The sequence below is a fragment of the Pseudothermotoga sp. genome (assembly GCF_031962025.1).
GTDB lineage: Bacteria > Thermotogota > Thermotogae > Thermotogales > DSM-5069 > Pseudothermotoga_B.
Window position 1 is genome coordinate 266,022 of record NZ_JAVRKW010000001.1, and the last position, 13,128, is coordinate 279,149.

Sequence of the window (13,128 nt, forward strand, 5' to 3'; positions counted from 1 at the left end):
GGATGTGAAAAAAATTAAAGGATTCGGTGGAAGGAGTTATGGCAAGCCTGAGAGACCAGAAGGCATTGAAAAGCTCCAGCAACAGATGAAAGAGCAGTTTGAGAAAATCGAAGAAGAGTTCGAGAAAATAGAGGTTATTGGAACATCTGGCGGAGGAGCCGTTAAAATAACTGCAAAGTGCAATTATGAAGTTTCTGCTATAGAATACGATGATTCACTGCTTGAGGATCGTGAGATGTTCAACGATTTACTGATTGCGGCAATCAATGAAGCCATGAGGGAAGTTACAAAGAAAAGGAATGAGGAATTCTCAAAAGTTGTTGGCTTTGAAGGTCTTCCCAATTTGTGAGATTTTACACAAATTCGTAAATGTTGTAAACATAACCAAGTAGAATATCCTTAGACACCCACGTTAAGGAGGGAAAAAGTATGAAAGTAGCTATCAACGGTTTTGGAAGAGTGGGAAGAGTTGTACTCAGAGAGATCCTGAGGCGTAACTGGAAGAACCTCGAGGTAGTTGCCATCAACGATGTTACCGATGCCCCGACTCTTGCTCATCTATTCAAGTACGATTCTGTTCACAAAATTTATCCAAACGAAGTTCTTGCCAAGGATAAGGAATTGATCATCAACGGAAAGAGCTACATGGTTTTCAGCGAAAAAGATCCATCCAAACTTCCCTGGAAAGATCTCGGTGTGGACATAGTTATTGAGTCTTCAGGTGTTTTCACCGACAAAGAGAAGGCTTCGCTGCACCTTCAGGCAGGCGCCAAGAAAGTCATAATCACAGCTCCGGCAAAGGGTGAAGATATAACCGTCGTCATAGGATGTAACGAGAAGAATTTGAAACCAGAACATACGGTGATTTCATGTGCTTCCTGTACAACAAATTCAATTGCGCCGATAATCAAGGTACTGCATGAAAAATTCAACATCTTGAGTGGTTTTCTGACAACTGTGCATGCTTATACCAACGATCAGAGAGTACTTGATTTACCACACAAAGACTTGAGAAGAGCCAGAGCTGCTGCTATCAATACAATACCGACTACTACTGGTGCCGCAAAAGCTGTTGCTTTAGTTGTTCCAGAACTCAAAGGAAAGCTTGATGGTGTTGCATTGAGAGTACCGGTGCCTGATGGATCTATCTCTGATTTTGTTGCAGTCGTCGAGAAACAAACAACGATTGATGAAGTCAACGAAGTTGTAAAGCAAGCGTGTGAAAGTTCTCTAAAAGGCATCGTTAAGTACAACACTGATCCAATTGTCAGCAGCGATATAATTGGCACGACCTATTCTGGTATTTTCGATGCCACTTTGACAAATGTGAAAGGTAATTTGATCAAAGTCTTCTCCTGGTACGACAACGAATATGGTTATAGCTGTCGCGTTGTAGATACAGTTGAACTCGTTGCAAAACTCATGTGAGGGGAGTTCTTCCTCCCCTCTTTTGGAGGTGGAAAGATGAAAAAATTAACGATAAAGGACGTAGATCTATCTGGTAAAACCGTGATAATGAGAGTGGATTTCAACGTACCCATAGATAAAGAAGGAAAGGTATCTGATGATACAAGGATCGTTGCGGCTTTACCGACCATAAAGTACGCTGTCGAGAAAAAGGCAAAAGTTATCTTGCTCTCTCATCTTGGCAGACCAAAAGGTGGACCAGACCCAAAATACAGTCTCAAACCAGTTGCAGATCATCTCAGAAAAATTTCTGGTTTGAATGTCTCATTCGTACCACAGCTCATCGGTGAAGAGGTAAAACAGGCTGTTAAGAATATGATGCCCGGGGACATCTTGGTTCTGGAAAACACCAGGTTTCACCCGGGGGAAGAAAAAAACGATCTGGAACTTGCAAAAGCATGGGCTGAACTTGCAGATATCCATGTTAATGATGCTTTTGGCACAGCTCATAGAGCACATTCCTCAAATGTCGGTATAGCCACATTCATACCGAGTGTCGCAGGCTTTTTGATGGAAAAAGAGATTGAATTTCTCAGTAAGGTCACCTATGAGCCTGAACATCCATATGTGGTGGTTCTGGGTGGAGCAAAGGTTTCAGATAAAATAGGAGTCATAACAAATCTTTTGAACAAAGCAGATAGATTACTCATAGGTGGAGCAATGATGTTCACATTTTTCAAAGCGCAGGGTATACCCGTGGGCTCATCTCTTGTCGAAGATGACAAGTTAGAACTTGCAAGGGAAATTCTCAATCAAGCCCAGCAGAAGAAAGTTCAGATAGTATTGCCAGTCGATGCGGTTATAGCTCAAAAAATGGAAGCTGGTGCACAGACAAAAATCGTTCAGATCAAAGATGGTATACCAGATGGATGGATGGGTCTTGACATAGGACCACAGACGATAAAACTGTTTGAGGAATCTCTCAAAGATGCCAAAACAGTTGTCTGGAATGGTCCCATGGGTGTTTTTGAAATAGATGACTTTGCAAAAGGAACAAAAGCCGTTGCACAGTTGATAGCAAAAGTCAATGGCACGACCGTCATTGGAGGAGGAGATTCTGCGGCTGCAGTTGCCAAATTCGGTCTTGAGACGGCATATTCACACGTTTCAACAGGTGGTGGAGCATCGCTCGAATTTCTCGAAGGCAGAGAACTTCCGGGTATTACAAGCATAGCAGATAAAAAAAAATAGATAGAATCATCTTAGCCGGTAACTGGAAAATGAATAAAACCAATGAGCAAGCCAAATTTTTCGTCAACAAACTCGCTCAGGACCTGGCGGGCATGAATTTTAAAATAGTGCTATGCCCGCCTTTTGTTTGTCTTTCTGACGTTGCAGAAATACTCAAAAAAAGCAATCTGTACCTTGGTGCACAGAATTGTCATTACGAAAAATCTGGTGCTTTCACAGGTGAGATTTCTCCTGTAATGTTAAAAGAACTGAATGTTGAGTATGTGATCATCGGTCATTCTGAGCGCCGTCATATCTTTGGTGAGACAGATGAAATAATCAACAAAAAAATCAGAGCTGTACTCAGCAATGGCATGAAGCCAATTATATGTGTCGGTGAGACTAAGGAAGAAAGAGAAAAAGGATTGACCTTCTGTGTTGTTGAATCTCAGATCAGACAAGCTCTTTTTGGCTTGAGCAAAGATGATGTTAAAAAGGTCGTGATAGCCTATGAACCAGTCTGGGCAATTGGAACGGGAATAGTTGCAAAGCCATACCAAGCACAGCAGGTGCATTTGTTCATACGAAGATTGCTTGAACAGCTCTATGATCAAGAACTTGCTCAACAGATACCCATTCTGTACGGAGGAAGCATTAAACCCGAAAACTTTCTTGGATTGATGGTTCAGCCAGACATCGATGGCGGTCTGGTGGGTGGAGCAAGTCTTGATGATCAGTTTGTTGAACTTGCAAAAATAGTCTCCTGGTTAATATAAACGAGCAAGCCCCTTAATGGGGCTTGTTTTTATTCAATCACAAAACGATTTTTGACAAAGATCGGTGCAATGCTGTACAAATCTTTTTGAGCGCAGAATGCGACATCCAGTGAAAATCCATATTCAACAAGCTCCTGTGCGTGCCGCGATTTAAGGAGCAATTTTGAAAGATCGCTGTTCTTTGATTGTTCCCATAATTCTTTTGATATTCTCGCTCCATCTGTTAGTTCATTGTTGCTCAATTCATAGACAATTGCGCCTGCACACAGTACATCTTCGTACGCAATCTTTCCTTCCTGCCCAGAGCATACAACCGTCACATGCTCATATTTTTTCAATTTCTCAACCACAGCGTGCAAGTTTAAAAAGCAGGCTGCATACAACCTTTGCGAATTGATCATGGATATAGCTTTCGTGCCGTTCGTTGTTGTCAGAACGATTTCTCTATTTCTTACATTCAGATACTCTCTTGGTGAATTACCAAGGTCAAACCCTTCTGGCTTCACTCCGCCTCTTTCACCACAGATTAAAGTTTTTTCTGTTTTTCTTCTCTTAGCCTCAGATATAGTTTTGACAGGTATTACACATTCAGCACCATTTGCAAGTGCTGTAACGATAGTACTTGTTGCTCTCAAAACATCTACAACGACACAGACGTGTTGTTGTGACACAGGCTCTGGTAGAAACAAGACATCGATCAACTATCTCACTCCAAGAAGTTTGTCTATCTTTGCCTTGTCAAAACCAATCACAAGCTGGTTACCTATTTCTACAACGGGAACACCGGTCTGACCTGTTCTCCTAACAAGTTTCTCTGCATCCTTCTGGCTTTTTGACACATCAATCTCTGTGAATTTTAAGCCGAGTTCTCTGAGATAATTCTTCACCTTGACACAATAGGGACAACCCGGTGCGGTGTAAACTGTTATCTTGTACATTCATCCACCTCCGACAAATATTGTACCATTTTTGTCGGAATTTTCAACACTTATTTTTTTATATCGTCTCTTATGGACTGTATACTGTTTGCATCCAGATAAACGCGTTGATATGTCTTTCCATCAACAACGATCTGTATTGGTTTATCGGTGATAGCTTCAGGATAGTAATATCTCAGTGCGTTTCTCTGCAACTCGTACATCAACTTTGCAAGGCTGGCGGGAGTAAAAGTTGTCTCTGGTTTTAATGCCAATATCCATCGCTTGAAAGACAGATAATCAAAGGCTTTTGGATTTCTGTTCGATAATTTTTTCAGAAGATTTTCGAAATTATCTTCCTTCTGACCAACAACTTCCTTTGAGAACTTTGAGAGCTGTTCTTTGCTCACAACGGCGTAATATCTCTTACTCGAGGTTGATTCAATCATCGCTTCTGCAAAGCTGAAAACCTCTAAGGGATTTTGTACATCCAAAACCCTGTTAGTCAACGGGTTAAAAGAGTACTGTGGAAATCTCAAGATGTATATCATTCTCTTATTCGTATCAACGCGTACAAAATAAGCTACATTATCATCCTTGCATACAAAAGCAAAATGAACAGTTTCAGCTCTGAATTCTTCTGAGTTCTTAATGGCATTTGAACTCAGCAAAAACCACAGACTAAAGCCTGTAACGACAATAACAGCTACTAACAAAAACCACAAAAGACCACTTCTTCTTCTTTTCACAGTCTCACGCCTCCTTTATGATCTTTGCCATATTATCTTACCCTTATCAACACAAAACTGTACCAGACTGTTTTTCTTTAGCCAGTTTAGATAAGCCAGCACCGTCATTCTAAAAAGATAATACATGCCCGTGGAATCAATTTGCAAGTTTTGAATCATTTCACTGATCAGAGTTTCCTCGCTCTTTGGCCTTTCCAAGAAAGTGTAGATCTTCTGTGCTGTGAATTCTATGTGCGATTTGTTCAAAGAAACAAGATCAGTATCATCAATTGATCCATGTGATGGCACACAGCGATTGAAGCCTTTAAGCCTTTCAAGTGACTTGAGAGCTGCATCTATATCACTGTAAACAACAATACCTTTCTTTTGTAGAATCTGAGCTCCAAAGATCGCATCAGCAGCAAAAATCAAACCGTCCAGAGCCAACCCGATCTGACCCGGTGCATGACCTGGTAGTTCTATTATATGTACATCGTTGAAAAAACAATCGCCTTCGAATGTAACATCTACCTTTGAAGGTTCTGCCAGGAAGAATTTTGATCTCAGTTCATCAGGAGGGTTTGCCCCGCAATATAAACTCAGCGGCTCAAGAATAGGGAACTCAACAAATGGTTTTGTCAAAAGATGTGTGAGAATCTGGACTTGAATCTTTTTTTGCATAAAAGCATTGCCACCTATGTGATCTGCGTGAAAATGCGTGTTAACAAGCCATCTCAATCTCAGACCGTTCTCACAGATTATCTTCAAAGCTTTGCGCGCATAAGATTCATCTATACCAGAGTCTATCAGCATGACATCGCTTGAAAATCTTATCAATCCAAGGTTTGTTCTGTCACTCAGAACACCTAATCTGTCGTTGAACCATATCAGTTCCAATCAGAATCTTCCTTCCTCAGTCTTACCAACCAGTTCCACATGCTCACAGTTTCAGGTAGGATGAATAAACCTTTTTTGATCGCGTACAGTATTTTGTTCTGCGTTACCAAAAAAAGTGCCTGGTCTAAATCCTGCTTTGCAACCTGCCTGAGCCAGTCGACATTGTCGTAGATTCTGTTTTCCTCAAGCGAATCTGACAAAAAAACGATCTTTCCAATATCCGAAAGATTCTTTTTGCCACTTGTGTGGTATGCTATGGCTTGTAGAATTTCTCGATCATTCAGGTTAAATCTTCTTTTGACAAATTCCGCTGCCACCTTACCGTGTAAAAGTATCGGGTTCAACCTTTCAAGTTTTGTGATTCTAATTTTGTATGCAGCAGCCATCTTCAAAAGCACATCTGTTTTTATATCCCTGAAGATATCGTGTGCAAATCCAGCAATTGCCACACGATCTTCATCTACTCTATAAATTTTTGCAAGTTGCACGGCAAAGTCCACACAAGATTTGACATGCAAAAAACGCTTGTCGCTGAGCAACAACTTGGAAATTCTGTGTAGTTCCTGAAGAACCTGGTTCATCTCACCAACCTTCTTTTTCAACCTCAACTATCTCAAGACCGTGAGTATTTTCTATCAACGCCGTTAAATCCTCAATCACGGCATCAAGCACATTTTGTGCTGGCGAAACGATCGCAACTCCCAGCTCTGACCATGTTTTTGAGTCATTGTATCCAGTCTCACATACAGATGCATTGAACTTTGTTCTGATTTCATTGATTAGTTTTTTCAGCAATGAGCGTTTTTCTTTGAGACTGGATATGCCAAACAACCTCAGTTTGTAATTCAAAACAGCTACGTGCATTCAAAATCACCTTAAAAATTGGGGGGAAATCCCCCCTTTGTCATGCATTTTGACTTTCTTGCTTTCTTTCCTGAATGATCTTTTCCTGAATATTGGCTGGTACCTCTTGATAGCGTACGAACTTCATCGTGAAGTACCCACGACCACTTGTAATACCTGATAGCCTGCCAGAGAAATCGAGCATTTCTGCCAGAGGAACCTCTGCTTTTACCTTTGACATACCCCTTCCTATTGATTCCATACCCTGTGGTCTACCCCTTCTGCTTGTTACCTCACCTATGACATCTCCTGCAACTTCGTCTGGACAAAAGATTTCCACTTCCATTATTGGCTCAAGTAGAACCGGTTTTGCATCCTCCATTCCTTTTCTAAAAGCCTGGATTGCAGCAATCTGGAATGAGATATCAGATGAATCGACTTCGTGATAGGATCCATCGAAAAGCGTAACACGAACATCTACAACCGGGTATCCTGCAACAGAGCCTCTCTTCATTGCCTCAACTATGCCTTTTTCAACAGAAGGAATGAAATTCTTCGGTATGACTCCACCGAATATTTTGTCAACAAACTCAAAACCAGCACCTCTTGGAAGTGGTTCCAGCTCGATCTTGACATGCCCGTACTGTCCATGCCCACCGGTTTGCTTTTTGTGTTTGTATTCAGCAACAGCCTTTTTGGAAATCGTTTCCCTGTAAGCGATCTTTGGCTTGCCAACATCTACATCGACGCCAAAGATGCTCTTTAATCTCTCTATCATCACATCCAGATGGATTGTCCCAAGCCCGGATACAACCGTTTCGCCAGTCTCAGGATCATACTCCCACTTGAAAGTGGGGTCGGTTTCTGCTAAGCGCGACAAACCATTGCTGATTTTATCTATATCGGCTTTGGATTTTGGATTAACAGATCGTGAGAACATCGGTTCTGGAAATTCAGGGGGTATTATGGTCAGTTTTCGATCTTTATGGGTAAATGTTTCACAGACGGAACCTTCCTTGAGTTTTGGTAAGACTACTATATCACCAATTGTGGCTTGGTCTATTTCAATCTGTTCCTTTCCGCGAGCCAAGTAAATACGACCAAACTTGTCAGAAGTACCTCTATTGGCGTTGAAGTAACCATCCTGTGGTTTTATAGTGCCGGCGATCACCTTTACATAGCTCACACGACCAACAAATGGATCAACGACGGTCTTAAAGTTGTACGCACAGAATGGTTCAGTTTCACTCACATTGATGCTTACTTTTTCCCCGGACTCCAGTTTTGCTTCGTATGGGGCACTATCTAATGGACTTGCGCCGAGTTTGGTTATGTAATTCATCAAAATATCAACACCGATATTTTTTTCGGCTGAACCACAGAAAACAGGAACAACTAAACCTGTCTTATAGGCTTTCAACAGTGCATCGGTCAATTCCTGTGGCTGGATCTGCTGACCTTCCAGGTATTTTTCCATAAGAGAATCGTCTGATTCAACAATATCTTCGACTGCTTTCAATTTCATTTCCTTGACCTTCTGTAACATTGAAGAAGGTATTGCAGTCTCATTTACCTTGCCGTTTTCGTACACATAGGCTTTTTCGGCAACAAGATCAACAACACCGTGAAATTCTGATTCACTTCCTATTGGCAAAGCCAACGCAACTATCTTTTTATTGAATGCCGTTTTAAGAGCACGCAGAGTGTTTTCGAAATCTGCTCTTTCTTTATCCATTTGATTCACAAAAACCATGATAGGTTTGTTCATGCTTTCGGCAATCTGCCAGGTTCTCTCTGTTTGTATTTCAACACCGGCAACTGCGTTGACCACGCTCAAAACATTTTCACACACAAAAACACTGTTTAAAACATCTGCTATAAAATCACCAAAACCTGGAGTGTCAATGACTGTCAATCTGTGGTCGTTCCAGTCAAAAGAAAAAATGTGAGAAGAAATACTCGATCCTTTTGATTCCTCAATGGGATCTGTGTCAATTAATTTGGAGCTTATTCGGTCAAAAATTCCAACATCAAAAAGCATCGCCGAAAGAAGAAGTGTCTTTCCACAGCCGTTATGCCCTATCAGTGCAATGTTTCTTTTTTTATCAACCGGTCTGTTCATCTCTCCACCTCCAACTTCATTTGTTATTTTTTCAAAACAAGTAAAGAAACTGGTATTGCTCTTGTCCAGGCAGCAGGGGTTTTGCTAACCACCTGATCTTTGATGACCATTACCGACGAACTTCCTCCGTCGAAGTTCATGGCAGAATAAAACCCTTTATTCATGCAGAATTCAACTAAGTCATCGTAGTTCACACCTCCAGAACCATTTTGATCATTTATCACCGCCAGAACTACTCTGCCATCTGAAAGTGTTGCAAGAAGCGTTCTTGTAGCATTGCTTCGAGCTATGTTACCACCATACCGGTTCTTCTCATCATTTCTGTCTGGTATTGGTGCACCCGCATATAGAATCAAAGGTCCAGCCTCAACAGCGTGTTTTATTGGGTATGGAAAATCGGTGTTTATGACATATTCGACCTTATCACCAATCTGTATCCCTTGCAAATATCTCTCGTAGTTGCTGGATATTGCCAAGATATATCCGTCTTTTGGTGCTTTAGCGGACCAGCCATAGCCACTGACTTTCCCATCCACGACGTTGAAATAGATCATACCATCACGACGGGGTATTGTCATGCCAAATTCCGGTGTGAATATCAAGACCTCTCCCTGTGCCACCGTGTTTACACCTTTCACTAAAAAGAGCAACTGCCCGATTTTTATGTTCAGATCAAAATACATTCTCGCAATGTACACAGAACCAGATTTTGTCTGTACGAAAACAGGTCTGTTACCATAGGGCATGGACAGTATTTTGCCGTCAACGATCAACAGACCTATTGGAAGGCCAGTATTCGGATCAAAGTAATTTGCATTAATACCGGCTATAGCACCTGTTCTTGCAACCATCTTCTCGACACTTTCAAAGGTCCCTATACCACCGCTGCTTATCTGTGGTTTCAATTCCACAAGACTTGGATCGATCCACAGATAATTCACAAGCATATCCTTGCCACCGATCTTCTCGGTTTTTTGTTCCCACCAGACACCCTCGGCGAGTATTTCTTTACCAGCCTGTGGAAATCTCAAACTCAGATTCACCGAACTCCCATCTACTTTAACGGCTACAGACGGCTCGACATCACTTTCGAGGGTGATTTCCAGGGAAGTTACATATTCAGCCTGGCTGATCTTCACAGTGCTTGTTGAAGAAATGTTCGACAGACAGGGTGCGAGTTGAATTGAAACCTTTGATTTTTGTGTATTTATCTTCATCATTTCAACAAATGGGAATCCAAGAAAATTGAGTTTTAATTGATTTTGTGAAAAATCAACTGACGTGAGAATACAGACACTGTCCAGCAAAACCACTTGACCTGTTGCTGTCTGATATTTTTTGACTCCAAGGATTTTCGAGAGAAGATCCATATCTATCATCACTTTGTCTTTTGTGTAAATGGCACTTTTAGGGTAAGCATCAAGAAAATCTACAAAGACGGTGCCATCTTTTTCAATGATCGTGATCTTTTTGTTGTATATGAAATAAGCTCTACCAGATTTTTCTGAGACAATGAATGAAGCTCCTATTTGATCAATAGATTTGAGTTCGACATATCCGTTACTTTCCTGCAGTGTGGCAAAATTGCCGTTTATGCCAATCAGAATTTGAGACAAAGCCAGCGTACTCAGAAGGAGCACGCCAAGAACAGATATGATTCTCATTCGATCACCCCAAGTAAAATCTCACGAGGTTTTACATTTTCATCGACGATTTCGTAGGCATCTTGTATCAATTTTATAGCCAGATCGACATCGCTTTTTTCAGACACATACATCAGAGCAACCGGTTCATCTTCCTGAATATGATCTCCTATTTTCTTTAGAACTTTTATACCGACACTTGGATCGATGTGATCCTCTTTTTTTGATCTACCTGCTCCAAGTACTACTGAAGCAATTCCTACAGCTTCTGTGTTTATCTTGCTCACATAACCGGATTTGTTCAGCCTGACCTCTACAACTTTTTTGCTCACCGGTAATAGATTGTAATTGTCTACAACGGCGGGATTTCCACCCTGTGCTTCAACAAATCTTGCAAATCTTTCGAGGGCTTTTTCAGAAAAAATTTCATCCATGATCTGTTCTTCAGTCACATTTATATGGACAAGATCGAGTATCTCACGGCATATGCGAACACATAATTTTGTCAGATCTTCTGGTCCACGACCTTTAAGGGTATCTATAGCTTCGATTACTTCAAGAGAATTTCCCACCATTCTGCCAAGCGGCTGGTCCATGTCTGACAAAACCGCTTTAGCAAGTTTTCCAGATCTTTTGAGTATGTCTATCATCAGATATGCAAGTTCTTTGGCTTGATTTATATCTTTCAAAAACGCACCAGATCCTACTTTGACATCGAATAGTATGGCGTCGGCACCACCTGCGAGCTTCTTGCTGACAATGCTCGAAGCGATCAAAGAAATGTTATCAACTGTAGCTGTCGTATCTCTGAGTGCATAGATCTTTTTATCTGCCGGTACAAGATTTCCGGTCTGACTTGCCACAGCAAATCCAATTTTCTTGACGATCTCGAAAAATTCCTTCTTTGTCAATTCCGTTCTCATGCCAGGTATCGATTCGAGTTTATCTATGGTTCCACCTGTGTGACCCAGCCCTCTGCCGGACATTTTGGGAATCTTGACTCCAAAACCAGCAACTAACGGAAGCACAACGAGTGTGGTTTTGTCACCAACACCACCGGTTGAATGCTTATCGACCTTAATACCTTCTATCGATGATAGATCGAGCATCTCACCGGATTTTGCCATGCTCAAAGTCAGATCATAAGTTTCCCTCTGGTTCATACCTTTCAAGAAGATTGCCATGAGCAAAGCAGCCATTTGATAGTCCGGTATATTTCCAGAGACATACCCGTTCACGACGAATTCTATTTCCTGTGAAGTGAGTTCCAAACCATCTCTTTTTTTCTTTATGATGTCATACATCCTCATCGTTCTCAGTCCTTTTGATAGGTAATTTCACCGTAAAAGTCGTACCCACACCAAGTTCACTTTCCACAGAGATTTCTCCGTTATGCCGATCAACAATGGTTTTCACTATTGACAGCCCCAATCCAGAACCACCCATTTTTCTGCTGCGTCCCTTGTCGACTCTGTAAAATCTGTCGAATATCCTGTTCAGAGCTTCCTGTGGCATACCCGGTCCAGTATCAGACACTTTTATAATCGCATGAGAATCAGATTTACTGATCGAAACTTTGACCTTCTTTTCACCGGTATCTTTCAAAGACGTGTACTTTATTGCGTTGTCAACCAGATTCAAAAGCATCTGGATCAACCTGTCCTGATCTCCAGTGATTGTTACATCACGGCAATCAAAGCTGACTTTGACACCATAATCATTTGAAAGAGGCTCGACAATGGACATCACGTACTTTGCCACTGCGCACAAATCGACTTCTTGAAAATCAAATCTTGCTTCACCGGATTCGAGGCGCTCTAAATCCAGAAGGTCGTTTATCAATCTTGACATTCTGGCGGATTCGTTCTCTATTATCGTGAGAAATCTGTTTCTTGTATCTGGATCCATTTCAGGATCGCTCAGAAGTGTTTCTGCATAGCCGTGTATAGAAGTGAGAGGAGTTCTGAGCTCATGAGAAACATTGGAAACGAATTCTCTTCTCATTTCGTTCAGCTCATATTCTTTTGTCATATCGTGGAAGAGTATGACCACTCTCTTTTCGCCTCTGGGTAAAAGAACGGGTATCATTTTACAGGAGAAATACCTTTTTTTACCTTCGACGTATATTATCACATTACCTTCCTGAACCTGCCAGCTCTTGACAGCTTCGTCAAACATTTCTATCAGATAATAATCTTCCAGAGCTTCATAGATTTTCTTTGTCGTAACGATGGGTCGACTTATTTTCTGTGCGGCTGTGTTCGCAAAGAGTATTTCTCCGGTATTCCCATCGACAAACAAAATTGGGTCGACTATGTTATCCAGCAAAGTCATCGTGTTTTCTCTGCTCTTTTGAGCCATGGCAAGTTCATCTTCCAGATTGGTTATGGTTTTGCGAAGTGTTTCCAGGACATAAGAAGGTGGCGAGTCATCTGGAACATTCACCAACTCCGCCACCCTGATGAAAAATCGTCTCAGGTTCTTAACCGTTCTGTCTCGAATCACAGCGTAGAAAAATACAAAAGCAGCAAATCCAGCTAAAGCTCCCAAGAAAACTGCCACTTA

14 protein-coding genes are annotated in these 13,128 nt (G+C 41.4%); 4 read left to right on the forward strand and 10 right to left on the reverse strand.

What is annotated here, in order from left to right:
* Positions 1-4: 4 nt before the first annotated feature.
* The 4 genes from AC4E92_RS01425 to tpiA all read left to right on the forward strand — a co-directional run bounded on the left by AC4E92_RS01425 (position 5) and on the right by tpiA (position 3,413).
* On the forward strand, positions 5-349 hold the full coding sequence (locus tag AC4E92_RS01425; protein WP_490238793.1) for a YbaB/EbfC family nucleoid-associated protein: 345 nt from the start codon (positions 5-7) through the stop codon (positions 347-349).
* A gap of 80 nt (positions 350-429) precedes the next feature.
* Positions 430-1,428, forward strand: coding sequence for a type I glyceraldehyde-3-phosphate dehydrogenase (gap, locus tag AC4E92_RS01430; RefSeq protein WP_490238794.1), 999 nt, complete (start codon positions 430-432; stop codon positions 1,426-1,428).
* A 36-nt stretch (positions 1,429-1,464) separates the two neighbouring features.
* Positions 1,465-2,658 carry a phosphoglycerate kinase gene (locus AC4E92_RS01435; protein WP_490238795.1) on the forward strand — a complete coding sequence of 398 codons (1,194 nt, stop codon included), beginning with the start codon at positions 1,465-1,467 and terminating at the stop codon, positions 2,656-2,658.
* Positions 2,659-2,663: 5 nt separating this feature from the next.
* On the forward strand, positions 2,664-3,413 hold the full coding sequence (gene tpiA, locus AC4E92_RS01440) for a triose-phosphate isomerase (RefSeq protein ID WP_490238887.1): 750 nt from the start codon (positions 2,664-2,666) through the stop codon (positions 3,411-3,413).
* A 29-nt stretch (positions 3,414-3,442) separates the two neighbouring features.
* Here tpiA and AC4E92_RS01445 read toward each other — a convergent pair whose 3' ends face one another.
* Genes AC4E92_RS01445 through AC4E92_RS01490 form a run of 10 tightly spaced genes read right to left on the reverse strand, consistent with a single transcriptional unit; the run spans position 3,443 to position 13,125 of the window.
* Positions 3,443-4,114, reverse strand: coding sequence for a 2-phosphosulfolactate phosphatase family protein (locus tag AC4E92_RS01445; protein ID WP_490238796.1), 672 nt, complete (start codon positions 4,112-4,114; stop codon positions 3,443-3,445).
* Positions 4,115-4,351 carry a glutaredoxin family protein gene (locus tag AC4E92_RS01450; protein ID WP_490238797.1) on the reverse strand — a complete coding sequence of 79 codons (237 nt, stop codon included), beginning with the start codon at positions 4,349-4,351 and terminating at the stop codon, positions 4,115-4,117.
* Between the two features lie 50 nt (positions 4,352-4,401).
* Entirely contained in the window at positions 4,402-5,079 is a 678-nt protein-coding gene (locus tag AC4E92_RS01455; RefSeq protein ID WP_490238798.1) for a hypothetical protein, read from the reverse strand.
* Between the two features lie 15 nt (positions 5,080-5,094).
* Positions 5,095-5,955: an MBL fold metallo-hydrolase gene (locus AC4E92_RS01460; protein ID WP_490238799.1), complete on the reverse strand. Its 861-nt coding sequence runs from the start codon at positions 5,953-5,955 to the stop codon at positions 5,095-5,097.
* Positions 5,946-6,536: a bis(5'-nucleosyl)-tetraphosphatase (symmetrical) YqeK gene (gene yqeK / locus AC4E92_RS01465; RefSeq protein ID WP_490238800.1), complete on the reverse strand. Its 591-nt coding sequence runs from the start codon at positions 6,534-6,536 to the stop codon at positions 5,946-5,948. Before yqeK ends, AC4E92_RS01460 begins: the two co-directional genes overlap by 10 nt.
* A 1-nt stretch (position 6,537) precedes the next feature.
* Complete coding sequence (locus AC4E92_RS01470) at positions 6,538-6,819, reverse strand: DUF503 domain-containing protein (protein ID WP_490238801.1); 282 nt, start codon at positions 6,817-6,819, stop codon at positions 6,538-6,540.
* A 40-nt stretch (positions 6,820-6,859) separates the two neighbouring features.
* Positions 6,860-8,920, reverse strand: coding sequence for an elongation factor G (gene fusA / locus AC4E92_RS01475; protein WP_490238802.1), 2,061 nt, complete (start codon positions 8,918-8,920; stop codon positions 6,860-6,862).
* Positions 8,921-8,943: 23 nt separating this feature from the next.
* The gene (locus AC4E92_RS01480) at positions 8,944-10,584 is read right to left on the reverse strand and encodes a phosphodiester glycosidase family protein (protein ID WP_490238803.1); all 1,641 of its coding nucleotides are present in this window, start codon (positions 10,582-10,584) and stop codon (positions 8,944-8,946) included.
* Positions 10,581-11,873, reverse strand: coding sequence for a thymidine phosphorylase (locus AC4E92_RS01485; RefSeq protein WP_490238804.1), 1,293 nt, complete (start codon positions 11,871-11,873; stop codon positions 10,581-10,583). Before AC4E92_RS01485 ends, AC4E92_RS01480 begins: the two co-directional genes overlap by 4 nt.
* Complete coding sequence (locus tag AC4E92_RS01490) at positions 11,860-13,125, reverse strand: sensor histidine kinase (RefSeq protein WP_490238805.1); 1,266 nt, start codon at positions 13,123-13,125, stop codon at positions 11,860-11,862. Before AC4E92_RS01490 ends, AC4E92_RS01485 begins: the two co-directional genes overlap by 14 nt.
* Positions 13,126-13,128 lie beyond the last annotated feature (3 nt).